This is a genomic window from Streptomyces sp. NPDC022552 (genome assembly GCF_055561875.1).
On sequence record NZ_JBVHGJ010000014.1, the window covers coordinates 163,351 to 178,885 of the forward strand.

15 protein-coding genes are annotated in these 15,535 nt (G+C 73.4%); 11 read left to right on the forward strand and 4 right to left on the reverse strand.

The window, feature by feature from the left end; all coding sequences use genetic code 11:
- Positions 1-16: 16 nt before the first annotated feature.
- From ACZ3OF_RS29565 to ACZ3OF_RS29575, 3 genes are all read left to right on the forward strand, one after another.
- The gene (locus ACZ3OF_RS29565) at positions 17-994 is read left to right on the forward strand and encodes an ABC transporter substrate-binding protein (protein ID WP_361676914.1); all 978 of its coding nucleotides are present in this window, start codon (positions 17-19) and stop codon (positions 992-994) included.
- A gap of 120 nt (positions 995-1,114) precedes the next feature.
- A complete protein-coding gene (locus tag ACZ3OF_RS29570; protein ID WP_361676911.1) occupies positions 1,115-2,116 on the forward strand; it encodes a hypothetical protein in 1,002 nt (333 codons plus the stop codon).
- Positions 2,113-2,610: a GNAT family N-acetyltransferase gene (locus ACZ3OF_RS29575; protein WP_467307794.1), complete on the forward strand. Its 498-nt coding sequence runs from the start codon at positions 2,113-2,115 to the stop codon at positions 2,608-2,610. Before ACZ3OF_RS29570 ends, ACZ3OF_RS29575 begins: the two co-directional genes overlap by 4 nt.
- Here ACZ3OF_RS29575 and ACZ3OF_RS29580 read toward each other — a convergent pair whose 3' ends face one another.
- Positions 2,611-3,753 (reverse strand): NADH-quinone oxidoreductase subunit D, encoded by a 1,143-nt coding sequence (locus tag ACZ3OF_RS29580; RefSeq protein ID WP_361676905.1) that lies wholly within the window; start codon positions 3,751-3,753, stop codon positions 2,611-2,613.
- A gap of 101 nt (positions 3,754-3,854) precedes the next feature.
- Positions 3,855-4,820, reverse strand: coding sequence for an SAM-dependent methyltransferase (locus tag ACZ3OF_RS29585; RefSeq protein ID WP_467307796.1), 966 nt, complete (start codon positions 4,818-4,820; stop codon positions 3,855-3,857).
- A gap of 97 nt (positions 4,821-4,917) precedes the next feature.
- Here ACZ3OF_RS29585 and ACZ3OF_RS29590 point away from each other — a divergent pair, with 97 nt between their 5' ends.
- From ACZ3OF_RS29590 to ACZ3OF_RS29600, 3 genes are read left to right on the forward strand one after another with little or no spacing between them, the layout of a single operon-like run.
- Positions 4,918-6,123, forward strand: coding sequence for a sensor histidine kinase (locus ACZ3OF_RS29590; protein ID WP_361676900.1), 1,206 nt, complete (start codon positions 4,918-4,920; stop codon positions 6,121-6,123).
- Between the two features lie 17 nt (positions 6,124-6,140).
- Positions 6,141-6,815 (forward strand): response regulator transcription factor, encoded by a 675-nt coding sequence (locus tag ACZ3OF_RS29595; protein WP_361676897.1) that lies wholly within the window; start codon positions 6,141-6,143, stop codon positions 6,813-6,815.
- Between the two features lie 5 nt (positions 6,816-6,820).
- Positions 6,821-7,435 (forward strand): AAA family ATPase, encoded by a 615-nt coding sequence (locus tag ACZ3OF_RS29600; protein WP_467307798.1) that lies wholly within the window; start codon positions 6,821-6,823, stop codon positions 7,433-7,435.
- A gap of 32 nt (positions 7,436-7,467) precedes the next feature.
- On the opposite strand, the gene ACZ3OF_RS29605 is transcribed toward ACZ3OF_RS29600, so the two are convergent.
- Both ACZ3OF_RS29605 and ACZ3OF_RS29610 read right to left on the reverse strand, forming a co-directional pair.
- Positions 7,468-8,556, reverse strand: coding sequence for a DUF5937 family protein (locus ACZ3OF_RS29605; protein WP_361676892.1), 1,089 nt, complete (start codon positions 8,554-8,556; stop codon positions 7,468-7,470).
- A 133-nt stretch (positions 8,557-8,689) separates the two neighbouring features.
- Positions 8,690-9,829 carry a threonine aldolase family protein gene (locus ACZ3OF_RS29610; protein WP_361676889.1) on the reverse strand — a complete coding sequence of 380 codons (1,140 nt, stop codon included), beginning with the start codon at positions 9,827-9,829 and terminating at the stop codon, positions 8,690-8,692.
- 124 nt (positions 9,830-9,953) lie between these two features.
- Here ACZ3OF_RS29610 and ACZ3OF_RS29615 point away from each other — a divergent pair, with 124 nt between their 5' ends.
- From ACZ3OF_RS29615 to ACZ3OF_RS29635, 5 genes are read left to right on the forward strand one after another with little or no spacing between them, the layout of a single operon-like run.
- Positions 9,954-10,868, forward strand: a complete 915-nt coding sequence (locus ACZ3OF_RS29615) for a Rossmann-like and DUF2520 domain-containing protein (protein WP_361676886.1) — start codon at positions 9,954-9,956, stop codon at positions 10,866-10,868.
- Positions 10,865-11,971, forward strand: a complete 1,107-nt coding sequence (panC, locus tag ACZ3OF_RS29620; RefSeq protein ID WP_467307802.1) for a pantoate--beta-alanine ligase — start codon at positions 10,865-10,867, stop codon at positions 11,969-11,971. Before ACZ3OF_RS29615 ends, panC begins: the two co-directional genes overlap by 4 nt.
- Complete coding sequence (locus tag ACZ3OF_RS29625; RefSeq protein ID WP_467307804.1) at positions 11,968-13,674, forward strand: L-aspartate oxidase; 1,707 nt, start codon at positions 11,968-11,970, stop codon at positions 13,672-13,674. Before panC ends, ACZ3OF_RS29625 begins: the two co-directional genes overlap by 4 nt.
- Positions 13,671-14,690, forward strand: a complete 1,020-nt coding sequence (nadC, locus tag ACZ3OF_RS29630) for a carboxylating nicotinate-nucleotide diphosphorylase (protein ID WP_361676878.1) — start codon at positions 13,671-13,673, stop codon at positions 14,688-14,690. The genes ACZ3OF_RS29625 and nadC overlap by 4 nt, the downstream gene beginning before the upstream one ends.
- The gene (locus tag ACZ3OF_RS29635; protein ID WP_361676876.1) at positions 14,690-15,496 is read left to right on the forward strand and encodes a type III pantothenate kinase; all 807 of its coding nucleotides are present in this window, start codon (positions 14,690-14,692) and stop codon (positions 15,494-15,496) included. The genes nadC and ACZ3OF_RS29635 overlap by 1 nt, the downstream gene beginning before the upstream one ends.
- Positions 15,497-15,535 lie beyond the last annotated feature (39 nt).

A 15,535-nucleotide genomic window follows, 5' to 3' on the forward strand; every position in this document is an offset into this window, starting at 1 on the left:
TACTAGGAGTGATCTCGTGAGCAGGACCTCGCGTATCGCGGGTGCGGTACTGGGTACGGCGGCGCTGACCGTCTCGCTCGTCGCGTGCGGCGGCGACAGCCTGGAGGAGGGCAAGGCGGGCGGCAGCGGCGGCGCGTCCGGTTCGGCGAAGGGCTCGCTCGTCGTGGGCGCGGCCGCCTTCACCGAGTCCAAGGTGCTCGCGGAGCTCTACGCGCAGGTGCTGAACGACGCCGGATACTCCGCGACGGTCACCACGGTGAAGAACCGCGAGCTGTACGAACCGTCCCTGGAGAAGGGCGAGATCGACGTCGTACCGGAATACGCGGCGACGATCGCGGAATTCCTCAACGCGAAGGTGAACGGCCCGAAGGCGCCCGAGGAGAAGCCGGTCGCTTCGGGCGACGCGGCCGCCACGGTGGAGGCGCTGAAGAAGCTCGCGGAGCCTCGTGGACTGAAGGTCCTCGCGGTCGGCGAGGCCGTCGACCAGAACGCGTTCGCGGTGTCGAAGGAATTCGCCGAGAAGAACAAGCTGAAGACGCTTTCGGATCTCGGCGCCGCCAAGCTGAAGGTGAAGATCGCGGCCGGCGACGAATGCGAGATACGGCCGTTCTGCGCTCCGGGTCTGAAGAAGACCTACGGGATCGACGTGACCGGGATCGACCCCAAGGGCGTCGGCACCCCGCAGTCCAAGCAGGCGGTCAAGGACGGCGTGGACCAGCTGGTGCTGACCACCACGACGGACGCGACGATCGAGAGCTTCGGACTGGTCTTCCTCGACGACGACAAGAAGCTGCAGAACGCCGACAATGTGCTGCCGGTGGTCAATGCCAAGGACGCCGGATCGCCCGAGATCGCGGCCGCCCTCGACAAGATCACAAAGGTCCTCACCACGGCCGATCTCGCCGAACTGAACCGCAAGGTGGACGCCGAGCGGGCGAAGCCCGAGGACGTGGCGAAGGCCTATCTGGAGTCGAAGGGCCTGGTCAGCAAGTAAGCACCGGGTAAGGGGAGTCGGCCCGGTCGATACCGGGGCTCGGTCACGGCGACGAGAAGTGGCCAAGAGATTGCCGGGCCGACACCCCATACGGCGCCTACGCACGGTAAATTTCAGGCCATGCCACGTGGACGCCACCGCCATTCACCTCCCCTGCACAAGCTTCTGCCGCCCTCCGCGGTGGCCGGAGCGTCGGCCGTCTGTGCCGCGGGCGCCTGGCTGCTCGCCGATCCCGTGGCCCTGCGGCTGCTCGTGGCCGCCGCGGCGGCGGCCGCGGTCACCGGTGGCGTCATCATGCGCAGTTGGGACCGGAGCGCCGGACGCCAGGTCGCCGAGCTGACCCGGGCCCGTACTGCGGACCAGTGGAAGACCGAGGAGCGCATAGCCGAGCTCGAGGCCGACCTGGACGAGTCCCGCGAGCTGCGGACCAAGCTCGACGCCAAGCTGCGCGCCAAGCGGGTCGAACTCGCCGGACTGCGCGGTGAGCACGCGGCGCTGCTGCGCCGGTACGCCAACGCCGAGACCGAGCGGGCCAGCGCCCTCGAAGGCCGCAGGCAGCTCGCCCTCGAGGCCACCACGCCGGCCAAGGAGCTGCCGGCCGCCGGCTCCACGCCGACCCCGGCCGCCTACCGCCAGGCCGCCGACGCCTTGCGCCACCTGTCCCGCAACGCTGCCGCGCAGGAGGCCCGCCGGACGGCGGAGGCCGCCCGCAGCCGCGATCTCGCCGAACGCGCCCGTGAGACGGAGGAGCCGCAGGGGAAGCACGCGGCGGCCGCCGGGAGCGAGCAGCACGCTCGACCGTCGACCGCCGTCGTTCCCGCGCCCTCCGCGCTGCCCGCGGTCCGCGCCGTCCCGGCCGCGAGCGCCATCGTCCCCTACGCCGCCCGACGCGCCACGCGCCCCGAAGGAGGCTTCGACTTCTTCGGTACGCAGAAGGAGGCGGCCGCCATCGAGGCCGTCCAGGACGCCGACCTCGCGGACGTGGTGGGCGAGGAGGTCCTCGCGGCCGTCGCACGCCGCACCCCCGAGCAGCGGGCGATCGGCAACGTCATCGACCTGACCGCGCACGACGAGACCGAGCAGATCGACGTGGCGGAGCTGCGCGGCGCCGTCGGCTCGTGACGATCAGGGCGCTCGCCGCGGAGGAAGTGACGGCGCTGCGGGACGAGTTGATCGCCCTGTGCGCCCAGGCCTTCTTCGGCCCGCCCTGGCACGAACCCCCGCGCGGGGCGCTGCGGACGGTGGACCGGCTCCTCGGCCGGGCGTCCGCGGGACAGCGCGGCTTCCGCTGCGTCGCCGCGTACGACCCGGAGGGTGCCCTGACCGGGTTCGCCGCCGGCTGGCGCGACACCGCGCTCTCCGGCGGGCCGGAGGCGTTCGAACTCGCCGAACTCGTCGTCGCCCCCGCCCACCAGGGCCAGGGCCTCGGCCGCGCCCTGCACGACACCGTTCTCGCCCGGGCCCCGCGGCCCCGCCTGCTGATGACGCTCGACGTGCCCGGGCTGCGCGACCGCTACGAGGCCTGGGGCTGGCGCGTGGTGGAGCGCCGGCTCCCGGAGAAGGACCCACGACAGTTCGTGGTCATGCGCGAGGACGACCGGCCGCCCGGCGGCTGACTACTTGTCGATGTCGCCGACGACGAAGAAGAGCGAGCCCAGGATCGCCACCATGTCGGCGACGAGCGTGCCCGGCAGCAGCTCGGTCAGCGCCTGGATGTTGTTGAACGACGCCGAGCGCAGCTTGAGCCGGTACGGCGTCTTCTCGCCCTTGGAGACCAGGTAGTAGCCGTTGATCCCGAGCGGGTTCTCGGTCCAGGCGTACGTGTGACCCTCCGGGGCCTTGAGCACCTTGGGCAGCCGCTGGTTGATCGGCCCCGGCGGCAGCTCGCCGAGCCGGTCGAGACAGGCGTCGGCGAGATCCAGGGAGTTGTGGGTCTGGTCGAGGAGGCACTCGAAACGGGCGAGGCAGTCGCCCTCCTCGCGCGTGACGACCTCGAGCGTGTCCTGGAGCTCCCCGTAGGCCAGGTACGGCTCGTCACGGCGCAGGTCGAAGTCCACACCGGAGGCGCGGGCGATGGGCCCGGAGACGCCGTACGCGTGCGCCGTCTCCGCCGTCAGGACGCCGACGCCCCGCGTACGGCCCCGGAAGATCTCGTTGCCTACGACCAGCTTGTCGTACACGTCCATGCGGGACCGCACGTCGGCGACGGCTGCCCGCGCGCGGCCCAGCCACCCGGCGGGAAGGTCCTCCTTGAGCCCGCCGACCCGGTTGAACATGTAGTGCATCCGGCCGCCGGAGACCTCCTCCATCACGGCCTGGAGCTCCTCGCGCTCCCGGAAGGCGTAGAAGACCGGGGTGATACCACCCAGTTCGAGGGGGTACGACCCGAGGAACATCAGGTGGTTGAGCACCCGGTTCAGCTCGGCGAGCAGCGTCCGCGTCCAGACGGCGCGCTCGGGGACCTCCATGCCGAGCATGCGCTCGACGGCCATGACGACACCGAGCTCGTTGGAGAAGGCGGAGAGCCAGTCGTGACGGTTGGCGAGCATGACGATCTGGCGGTAGTCGCGTGCCTCGAAGAGCTTCTCGGCGCCGCGGTGCATGTACCCGATGACCGGCTCGGCCCGCTGGATGACCTCGCCGTCCAGAACCAGCCGGAGCCGGAGCACGCCATGGGTCGAGGGATGCTGCGGCCCGATGTTCAGCACCATGTCGGTGCTCTCCGCCGCCCCGCCGATTCCGACCGTCGTCTCCGTCATGGGGCCCAGTATCCCCTGGCCCCGATCCGTTGGGGGCACCTGTTCCACAGGACGGTCCGCTACCGCCCCGGGGCCCTCCCTTACCGCTCCGGGGCCCTCCCCTACCGCCCCGGGACCCTCCGCGTCAGCCACAGGAAGTCGCCCAGCCCGCCGCGCGCGGTCAGCTCGGCCGCCTGCCCCGCCGCGCCGAGCGCCCGCACGTACGCGCCCGGGTCGCTGGAGGCCAGAGCGAGCGGCGGCCGCTCGCCACGAACGCCGAGGCCCCGCAACGCCTCCCGCTGAGTCACCAGCTCCCCGCCGGCCGAGGCGACCGCGTCCATCGCCACATGCGCCGTGACATCGCACGACCCGTCCGGAACCGCCGCCACCTCCCGCCCCGCCCGGAACCCCGTCAGCGTCCCGAACGGCGGCCTGGCCCCCCGTACATGCCCGTAGTCCACCGCCACCGCCGTCCCCGCCGCAAGCGAGCCGGCCGCCGCCGCCCACGCCTCGTCCCGCGGCCGCCCGATCTCCGCCCGCTCGCCGGGCTCCGTGAGCGGCCACCACCGCTCCAGCCACTCCGCGTCCGGACCCTCGACGGCCCGCCCCAGCCGCTCCGCCCCGTCCGCCGCCCGCACCTCGACGTACCGCACGACCCCCGCCTCGTCGACGCTCGCGACGTCGACCGGCACGTTGTCGAGCCACTCGTTCGCGAACAGCAGCCCCCGGACCCCCTCCGGCACCCGGTCCGTCCACTCCACCCGCCCGTCGAGCCCCGCGGGCCGGTCCGCGCGCTCGACGCCGTAGGCCCGCACCGAAAGCCCCGCCGGTACGGCGGCCAGGACGCCCGTCAGCAGTTCGCCGCGCCCCGCGCCCATGTCGACGAACGCGACCTCGTCCGTCCCCTGCTCCTCCGCCACCCCGGTCAGCAGCCGCGCGACGGCCCCCGCGAAGAGCGGCGAGGCGTGCACCGAGGTGCGGAAGTGACCGGCCGGGCCCTCGGGGCGCAGAAAGAAGCCCCCCGGGCCGTACAGCGCCTGCTCCGTGGCCTCGCGCCACCCCTGCCACTGACACGTCTCATCCGTCACACGGTCCAGTCTCCACCTTGCGGAGTACGGCCCTCACGTCAAGGATCGACCCCACGGTTGACCCCTGCACCTATCCACCTTCCCTACGCTGGGTCACGTGCAGCGCCTCTACGACTTCATCCGCAGACACCCGACGGGCGTCGACACCTTCTGGGCCGTCGTCCTCCTCGGGTTCTCCGTGCTGTGGGTGGGCACCTCCTACCCGGCGGTCGGCAACCCCGCCGCGTACGGCGTGGTCGCCGCGCTGTTCTCCGTCGTCGTCGCACTGCGCCGCCGCGCGCCCGAGAAGATGCTGCTCCTCGCCGTCGCGCTGGGCCTCGTCCAGCTCGGCTTCGGGCTGCAGCCCTTCTTCGCGGACTTCGCCATGCTGGTGATCATCTACACCGTGGCCGCCCACGACGGACCGCGCTGGGCGTCCCGTCTCGCACTCGCCGGCGGGCTCAGCGCCGCCACACTCTCCATGCTGAGATGGCCGTCCGAGACCAGCCCGGGATCGGCTCTGGCACACGTCTTCTTCACGGTGATCATGACCGTGCCGTTCGCCCTCGCCTGGGTGCTCGGCGACTCCCTGCGCACTCGCCGCGCCTACTTCGCGCAGCTGGAGGAGCGCGCCTCCCGCCTGGAGAAGGAGCGCGAGGCGCAGGCCAAGGTCGCCGTCGCCGCCGAGCGCGCCCGGATCGCCCGCGAGCTGCACGACGTCGTCGCCCACAACGTCTCCGTCATGGTCGTCCAGGCCGACGGCGCCGCCTACGTCCTGGACTCCTCCCCGGAGACGGCCAAGCAGGCCCTGGAGACGATCTCCTCGACCGGCCGGCAGGCGCTGGCCGAGATGCGCCGGCTGCTCGGCATCCTGCGCACCGGCGAGCACCAGGAGGCGGGGGAGTACGTGCCCCAGCCGGACGTCGAGCAGATCGAGGACCTCGTCGAGCAGGTCCGTGGGGCCGGGCTGACCGTGGACTTCCGGATCGAGGGCACGCCGCGTCCGCTGCCCAGCGGCGTCGAGCTCACGGCGTACCGGATCGTGCAGGAAGCCCTCACCAACACGCGCAAGCACGGCGGCCCGGACGTCGGGGCCAGCGTCCGCCTGGTGTACTTCGACGACGGTCTCGGGCTGCTCGTCGAGGACGACGGCCGGGGCGCGACCCACGAGATGTACGAGGACGGGGGTGCCGACGGCCGCGGCCACGGCCTGATCGGCATGAGGGAGCGGGTCGGCATGGTCGGCGGCACCCTGGACGCGGGACCGCGCCCCGGGGGCGGATTCCGTATCAGCGCCCTGCTCCCCCTGAAGCCCGCCCACTGACGATCCGAAGGAACCACATGTCCATTCGCGTGATGCTCGTCGACGACCAGGTGCTGCTGCGCACCGGATTCCGTATGGTGCTCGCCGCCCAGCCGGACATGGAGGTCGTGGCCGAGGCGGGCGACGGTGTGGAGGCACTGGAGGTGCTGCGCTCCACGGCCGTGGACGTGGTGCTGATGGACGTACGGATGCCCAAGCTCGACGGGGTCGAGGCGACCCGCCGGATCTGCGGGGAGCCGGGGGCGCCCAAGGTGCTGATCCTGACCACGTTCGATCTGGACGAGTACGCCTTCTCCGGGCTGAAGGCGGGCGCGAGCGGCTTCATGCTGAAGGACGTGCCGCCGGCCGAGCTGCTCGGCGCGATCCGCTCCGTGCACAGCGGTGACGCGGTGGTGGCCCCGTCCACGACCCGCCGGCTCCTCGACCGTTTCTCGCCGATGCTGCCGTCCTCGGGCCGCGAGCCGCAGCACAAGGAGCTGGACCGGCTCACGGACCGGGAGCGAGAGGTGATGCTGCTGGTCGCCCAGGGCCTGTCGAACGGCGAGATCGCGGCCCGGCTGGTGCTGTCGGAGGCGACGGTCAAGACGCACGTCGGCCGCATCCTGACCAAGCTGGGACTGCGGGACCGTGTGCAGGTGGTCGTCCTCGCGTACGAGACGGGCCTGGTGCGGGCGGGCGGCGGAGCGGTCTGAGACCCGTGACGCTGCTGTGGATCAACGGCCCGTTCGGCGGGGGGAAGACGCAGACGGCGTACGAGCTGCTGCGGCGGCTGCCGGGCAGCGTGGTGTGCGATCCGGAGCATCTCGGCTTCGGCCTCCACCGCACGCTGCCGCCCGCCCTCAGAGGTGACTTCCAGGACCTCGCCGCCTGGCGGCAGGGCGTCCACGAGGTCCTCGACCTGGCGCTGCGGGAGCACACCGGCGGGCCGGTGATCGTACCGATGACGCTCGTGGAGCCGGCGTACTTCGAGGAGGTCGTCGGGCGGCTGCGCGAGGCCCACGGCGCGGACCGGGTGCACCACTTCGCGCTGCTGGCGGAGCGGGAGACGGTCCTGAAGAGGCTGACGGAGCGGGGGCTCGGGCGCGGTCTGAAGCGGGAGAGCTTCGCGGTGGCCAAGCTCGACCTGTGCCTGGAGCGGCTGGGCGGGCCGGAGTTCGCGCACCACGTCCGTACGGACCGGCTGACGGTTCCGCAGGTCGCGGACGAGGTGGCGCGCACGGCGGGGCTGCGGATCGCACCGAACACGGACGGGCCGGTACGGCACCGGCTGCGGCGGCTGCGGGTGGGGCTCGCCCACCTTCGCTTCGACTGAGGTTCCAGCGACCCTTGCGCGGTGTGGCCGCGTCAGCGCAGGACGGCTTCGAGGAAGTCGCTGCCCAGGCGGGCGACGACGGTCACGTCGAGCTGGTGCAGGACGTAGCGGCCTCGGCGCTGGGTGGTGAGCAGCCCCGCCTTCTTCAGGACGGCGAGGTGCCGCGAGACCTCGGGAGCGCTGATGCCGTACGCGTCGGCCAGTTCGCTCGTCGTGTACGAGGCGCGGGCGAGGTTGCGGCACATCCGCATCCTCATCGGGTGGGCGACGGCCTCCAGGCGGAGCTTGACCGTCTCCACGGGGGCGGTGCCGGCCAGTTCGCGGGTGGAGACGGGGTACTGGATCACCGGCTGCCAGCCGCGTGCGTGCAGGGCGATGAGGTGCGGCCAGCCGAAGGCGGTCGGCAGGAAGGTGAGCGCCGAGCCCTCGGTGTGCGTACGGCCGTGGACCAGCTTGTCGATCACGATCCGGGAGCTCTGGGCGTCCTGTTCCAGGCTCATCGCCCCGGAAACGGCGGCCACGGCGTCGGCGAGGCCCTTGCGGCGCAGGAGTTCGGTCTTGTGGCGGGCGTCGGCGGCGAGCTGGAGCCGGACGCGGCGCCAGGTGTCGGCGAAGAACGCGTCGTCGCAGTCCTCCAGGAGCCTGCGGATCCACGCGCGCGTGCCGGTGGGATCGGCGAGCATCCGCTCCACGAACGCGTACTGCCGTGGGCCTCGCGCGGCGGCCAGGTCGAGGGCGCGGCGGCGGGAGTGCGGGTCGACGAGCGGGGAGGGCAGGCCGTCTGCGTACTGCGTGCTGCACGAGATCTCCAGCGCGGCCCCCACGTACCTCTCGTCGTCCATCCGGTCGAGGTCGTCGAGCTCCTCGGCGAGCGTCTCGCGCGGCTGGGGCGGCAGCAGGAAGTCGGACCGGGTGGACCTCCACATGAAGTCGGCCTCGTGGAGCCGGTCGGCGAGCTCGGGCTTGAGCGCGGCGGCGGTGGTTGTGGCCCAGCCGTGCAGCCCGGCGTGGTGCCCGGGCTCGGACAGCGCGTGCAGCGCGGCGCCGAGCTCGGCCAGCGGCGAGGGGCCGAACGAGATGCGCTCGTGCGGCAGTCCGGTGATGTCGATCGTCAGGCTCACCCCCCTATGGTGCGGGGCGGTCCGGCGGTGGTGTCGCGCCGTTTGACGGCGCCCGTCAATCGGCGCGACCGCGGATCCCGCCGATGCCCGGAGCCCGCCGGCGTCCCGGCCCGGGCGGATCCTCCGCGGGGGATCACGCCACGTGCGACAGGAACGCCCGCACCGCCTCGCGGACATCCGTCTCCGTCCACTCGAGACCCGCTTCCCCCACCGTCACCTCGGTGACGGCCAAGCCCGGCGGGCCGCCCGCGCCCGGGGCGCTCCAGCGGCGGAAGAGGACCGTGTCCGTCGCCTCCGTGAGGGCCAGGGAGGCGGCCGTGAGGACGTCGGGGTCGTACGGCAGCCAGACCTGGAACTGGTGGGTGTGGGGCGGTTCGGGGTGCACCCGGAACCACGGCACCCCCGCCTCCTCGAACCCCGCCCGGAGCCCCGCCGCCACCACGCGCGCGTGCGCCACGTACGACGGCAGCCTCGGCAGCTCCCGCTCCAGGCCCCGCAGCGCCGACACCGCCGCCGGGTACTGCTGGAAGACCTGGCCGCCGTACCGGTGCCGCCACACCCGGGCCTCCTCCATCACGTCCTCCGGGCCGGCCAGCGCCGCACCCGAGAGACCGCCCAGGGACTTGTAGAACGACACGTACACGCTGTCCGCGAGCCCCGCGATCTCCCGCAGCCCGCGCCCGAAGTGCGGGGCGCACTCCCACAGCCGCGCGCCGTCGACGTGCACCACTGCGTCCCGCTCCCGGGCCGCCTCCACGACCTCCGCCAGTTCGTCCCAGGACGGCAGCACGAACCCGGCGTCCCGCAGCGGCAGCTCCAGCATCAGCGTCCCGAACGGCTCCGGGTGCTCCCGTACCTCCTCCGCCGTCGGAAGCCGCGGGCCGTCCGACGGGTGGACCGTGCGCAGCCCGCTGACCGCCGCGAGCGCGCCGCCCTCGTGGACCTCGGGGTGGGCGAGCGGGTGCAGGGCTACGACGGGGTTCCCGGTCCGGCCGGCCCAGCAGCGCAGCGCCACCTGCTGGGCCATCGTCCCGGTCGGGAAGAACACCGCGGCCGGGAAGCCGAGTTCCTCGGCCACCCGCTGCTCGACCTGCTCGACCGGCCCGTCCCCGTACATGTCGACGGGGCCGCCGTCGCCCTCCGCCGCCCCCGCCCAGTCGGCCAGTTCGCGCAGGCGCTCCCCGACCGTGCCCGCGACCGGCGAGTGCCACAGCGCACGCCGCGCACCGCCCCACACCTTCGCCCGATGCAGCCGTGCTTCTGTTTCGTCCATGGGTCGATGATCACACCACCACCCACACCCTGTGGACAGTCACGGAGGAGCGCGAAACGCTGGCGTAGCATGACCAGAAATCGTCCGGTACCCCCCGCGGACTGGAACGGAAGGCCGTTGCCGCGTGAACCAACCAGCAGAACCCCGAGCGGAAGACCGTCCCGCACGACTCGCCGTCGGAGTCGTCGGAGCAGGCCGGGTGGGACCCGCCCTCGCCGCCGCCCTCCAGCTCGCGGGACACCGACCCGTCGCCGTCTCCGCGGTCTCCGACGCCTCCGTGCGGCGCGCCGGGACCCTGCTCCCGGACGTGCCGATCGTGCCGCCGGCGGAGGTGCTCGCCCGCGCCGAGCTGGTGCTGCTGACCGTTCCCGACGACGCCCTGCCCGGCCTGGTCGAGGGCCTCGCCGAGACCGGGGCCGTACGGCCGGGGCAGCTGCTCGTGCACACCTCCGGGCGGTACGGCGTGAAGGTCCTGGACCCCGCCCGCCGGGCCGGCGCGCTGCCGCTCGCCCTGCACCCCGCCATGACGTTCACCGGCAGCTCCGTAGACGTCCAGCGCCTGGCCGGCTGCTCCTTCGGCGTGACCGCGCCCGAGGAGCTGCGGCTGGCCGCCGAGGCCCTGGTCATCGAGATGGGCGGCGAGCCCGAGTGGATCGCCGAGGAGGCCCGCCCGCTCTACCACGCGGCCCTCGCCCTGGGCGCGAACCACCTGGTGACCCTGGTCGCGCAGTCCATGGACCTGCTCCGTACGGCTGGGGTCGCCGCCCCCGACCGGATGCTCGGCCCGCTCCTGGGCGCCGCCCTGGACAACGCCCTGCGTTCCGGCGACGGCGCCCTCACCGGCCCCGTGGCGCGCGGGGACGCGGGGACGGTCGCCGCGCACGTCGCCGAGCTGCGCAAGCACGCGCCCGGCACCGTCGCCGGTTATCTGGCGATGGCCCGCACGACCGCCGACCGTGCGCTCGCGCACGGCCTGCTCAAGCCCGAGCTGGCCGAGGATCTGCTGGGCGTGCTCGCCGACGGGGAGACCGACCGATGACATCGACGACCTTCGCCCTGGTCCGTACGGCGGCCGAACTCCAGGAGCTCGCCGCCGCCCGCGTGCCCGTGCCCCCCGTACCCACGCCTGCGTCCGGCGCCCCCGCGTCCGCCGCCCCCGCGTCCGCCGTCACCGGCGTGGCCGGAAACCGTCGTACCGCCGTCGTCATGACCATGGGCGCGCTCCACGAGGGCCACGCCACCCTCGTCCGTACCGCCCGGGAGTACGTCGGAGCCGACGGCTTCGTCGTCGTCACCGTCTTCGTCAACCCGCTCCAGTTCGGCGCGGGCGAGGACCTCGACCGCTACCCCCGCACGCTGGAGGCCGACCTCAAGACGGCCGAGGCGGCCGGCGCCGACGCCGTCTTCGCGCCCTCCGTCGACGAGGTCTACCCCGGCGGGGAGCCCCAGGTCCGGATCAGCGCCGGCCCCATGGGCGAGCGTCTCGAAGGCGCCTCGCGGCCCGGCCACTTCGACGGCATGCTCACGGTCGTCGCCAAGCTGCTCCATCTCACCCGCCCCGACCTGGCCTTCTTCGGTCAGAAGGACGCCCAGCAGCTGGCCCTGATCCGCCGGATGGCCCGCGATCTGAACTTCCCCGCGGAGATCGTCGGCGTCCCGACGGTCCGCGAGGCCGACGGTCTCGCCCTGTCCAGCCGCAACCGCTACCTCTCCGGCGGCGAGCGCCGCACCGCCCTCGCCCTCTCCCGAGCCCTGTTCGCCGCGGGCGACCGGCTGGCAGCCCAGTACGCGCTGCGCGCGCGTGCAGCCTCCCTGCCGGCCTCCCAGGGCCGTGCGGAGACCCGCGCGGAGGCGCTCTCCCGGCTCGGCGAGGCCCGCGCCGCGGCCGACGCCCACGCGGTCGCCCAGGCGTCCGAGTGCGGCGGCGCCGACGCCGTACGGGCCGCGGCCCGTACCGTCCTCGACGAGGCGGCGAAGGCCGAGCCGCCGCTCGTGCTCGACTACCTCGCCCTGGTCGACCCGGCCGACTTCACCGAGGTCGGCGACGGCCACGCCGGGGACGCGATCCTCGCCGTCGCCGCGCGCGTGGGCAGCACGCGACTGATCGACAACATCCCGCTGACCTTCGGAGCCACCAAGTGACCGGAATACGGCTGCACGCGCCCGCGCCGGGCTGGTCCATCGACGCCGATGTCGTCGTGGTCGGCTCCGGTGTCGCGGGCCTGACCGCGGCCCTGCGCTGCACCGCCGCCGGGCTGCGTACGGTCGTCGTCACCAAGGCACGCCTGGACGACGGCTCCACCCGCTGGGCGCAGGGCGGCATCGCCGCCGCGCTCGGCGAGGGCGACACCCCCGAGCAGCACCTCGACGACACCCTCGTCGCCGGCGCCGGGCTCTGCGACACCGAGGCCGTCCGGCTCCTGGTCACCGAGGGCCCCGACGCCGTCCGGCGGCTGATCGCCACCGGCGCCGACTTCGACAAGACCGCCGACGGCGAGATCGCCCTGACCCGCGAGGGCGGCCACCACCGCCGCCGGATCGCCCACGCCGGCGGCGACGCCACCGGCCTGGAGATCTCCCGCGCCCTCGTCGAGGCGATACGGGACGGCGGGCTGCGCACCATCGAGCACGCCCTCGTCCTGGACCTCCTCAAGGACGCCGAGGGACGCACGGCGGGTGTGACCCTGCACGTCATGGGCGAGGGCCAGCACGACGGCGTCGGCGCCGTCCACGCCCCCGCCGTGGTCCTCGCCACCGGCGGCATGGGCCAGGTCTTCTCGGCCACGACGAACCCGGCCGTCTCCACCGGCGACGGCGTCGCGCTCGCCCTGCGCGCCGGGGCCGAGGTCTCCGACCTGGAGTTCGTCCAGTTCCACCCGACGGTGCTCTTCCTCGGCTCCGACTCCGAGGGCCAGCAGCCGCTGGTCTCCGAGGCGGTACGGGGCGAGGGCGCCCATCTCGTCGACGCCGACGGGGTCCGGTTCATGGTCGGCCAGCACGAGCTGGCCGAGCTCGCCCCCCGCGACATCGTCGCCAAGGCGATCATGCGCCGGATGCAGGAGCGGGGCGCGGAGCACATGTACCTGGACGCCCGGCACTTCGGCGCCGAGATGTGGGAGACCAGATTCCCCACGATCCTCGCCGCCTGCCGGGCCCACGGCATCGATCCGGTCACCGAGCCGATCCCGGTCGCGCCCGCGGCCCACTACGCCTCCGGCGGCGTGCGCACCGACCTGACGGGCCGGACGACCGTCCCGGGGCTCTACGCGTGCGGTGAGGTCGCCTGCACGGGCGTGCACGGAGCCAACCGCCTGGCGTCGAACTCGCTCCTGGAGGGCCTGGTCTTCGCCGAGCGGATCGCCGAGGACGTCGCCACGCTCGGCCCGCACCGCGAGGGCCTGCCGGTCGCGACCGCGTCCGTGGCCGCCGGCCCGTCCGTGCTGCCGCTGCTCGCGCCCGAGACCCGGGTCCGCATCCAGCGGATCATGAGCGCGGACGCCGGGGTGCTGCGGTCCGCCGAGAGTCTCGGGGACGCCGCCGACGCGCTGGAGGCGCTGAGCCTCTCGGCGGCGGAGGACCACCTGGGCAAGGCGGCCGAGCCGGGCGTCGAGTCCTGGGAGACGACGAACCTCCTGTGCGTCGCCCGGGTGCTGGTCGCCGCCGCCCTGGAACGCCGGGAGACCCGTGGCTGCCACTGGCGCGAGGACCACCCCGAGCGGGACGAGGACTGGCGCCGCCATCTGATCGTGCGCCTCACCCCGGACCGGCGCCTCGTGGTCCGCCGTACCGCCACCGCAGACTTTCCGCCCGTAACCGCCGACGCAACCAGGGAGCCGCAGTCGTGAGCACGCCCGAAGAAGCACGTCCGCAGCCCGTGGACGTTCCCCTGATCCAGATCAGCGCCCCGGCCGAGGAGGCGGGCGGCTGCGGTGACGGCTGCGGCTGCGCCGACGGCGACGAGGTCTACGAGTGCGGGCTCGACCCCGCACTCGCGCAGCTCCTCGCCGACGCCGGGCTGGACCCGGTCCAGGTCGAGGACATCGCCCACCTGGCGATCGAGGAGGACCTCGACGGCGGCGTGGACGTGACGACCGTCGCGACCGTCCCCGAGGACGCGGTGGCCACCGCCGACTTCACCGCCCGTGAGGCGGGCGTGGTGGCCGGTCTGCGGGTCGCCGAGGCGGTGCTCTCCATCGTCTGCACCGAGACCTTCGAGGTCGAGCGGCACGTCGAGGACGGCGAGCGAGTCGAGGCGGGCCAGAAGCTCCTGAGCGTCACCACCCGCACCCGTGACCTGCTCACCGGTGAGCGCAGCGCGCTGAACATCCTGTGCCGTCTCTCCGGCATCGCCACCGCCACGCGCGCGTGGGCGGACGTCCTGGAGGGCACCAAGGCCCGCGTCCGGGACACGCGCAAGACCACGCCGGGGCTCCGCGCCCTGGAGAAGTACGCGGTGCGCTGCGGCGGCGGCGTCAACCACCGCATGTCGCTGTCGGACGCGGCGCTGGTGAAGGACAACCACGTGGTCGCGGCCGGCGGTGTGGCGCAGGCCTTCAAGGCCGTTCGGGAGCTGTTCCCGGACGTGCCGATCGAGGTCGAGGTCGACACGCTGCACCAGGTCCGTGAGGTCCTGGACGCGGGCGCCGACCTGATCCTGCTGGACAACTTCACCCCTCTGGAGACCGAGGAGGCCGTCGCGCTGGTCGCCGGCCGCGCGGTTCTGGAGTCCTCCGGCCGCCTCACGCTGGAGAACGCTGCGGCCTACGCGGCGACGGGCGTGGACTACCTCGCGGTCGGCGGGCTCACGCACTCCTCCCCGATCCTCGACATCGGCCTCGACCTGCGCGAGGTGCGCGCCTGATGCTGCTCACCATCGACGTCGGCAACACGCACACGGTCCTCGGTCTCTTCGACGGGGACGAGATCGTCGAGCACTGGCGCATCTCGACCGACCCGCGTCGCACCGCCGACGAGATGGCGGTCCTGCTCCAGGGCCTCATGGGCATGCACCCGCTGCTGGGCGTCGAGCTGAGCGACGGCATCGAGGGCATCGCGATCTGTGCGACGGTCCCCTCGGTGCTGCACGAGCTGCGCGAGGTGACCCGGCGGTACTACGGCGACGTCCCGGCCGTCCTGGTCGAGCCGGGCGTCAAGACGGGCGTCCCGATCCTCACGGACAACCCGAAGGAGGTCGGCGCGGACCGCATCATCAACGCGGTCGCGGCGGTCGAGCTCTACGGCGGACCGGCGATCGTGGTCGACTTCGGCACGGCGACGACGTACGACGCGATCACCGCGCGCGGTGAGTACGCGGGCGGCGCGATCGCGCCCGGCATCGAGATCTCGGTCGAGGCGCTGGGCGTCCGCGGCGCCCAGCTCCGCAAGATCGAGCTCGCCCGCCCGCGCAGCGTGATCGGCAAGAACACGGTCGAGGCGATGCAGTCGGGCATCGTCTTCGGCTTCGCCGGTCAGGTCGACGGCGTGGTGGCCCGGATGAAGCGCGAGCTGGTCGGCCGCGACGGCGACCCGTCGGCCGTGACGGTGATCGCCACCGGCGGCCTGGCCCCGATGGTGCTCGGCGAGTCCACGCAGATCGACGAGCACGAGCCGTGGCTGACGCTGATCGGCCTGCGCCTGGTGTACGAACGCAACGTCTCGCGCATGTAGCGCGACGGGTCTCGGGTGGGCGGCGCCGGAGCGGGCCGG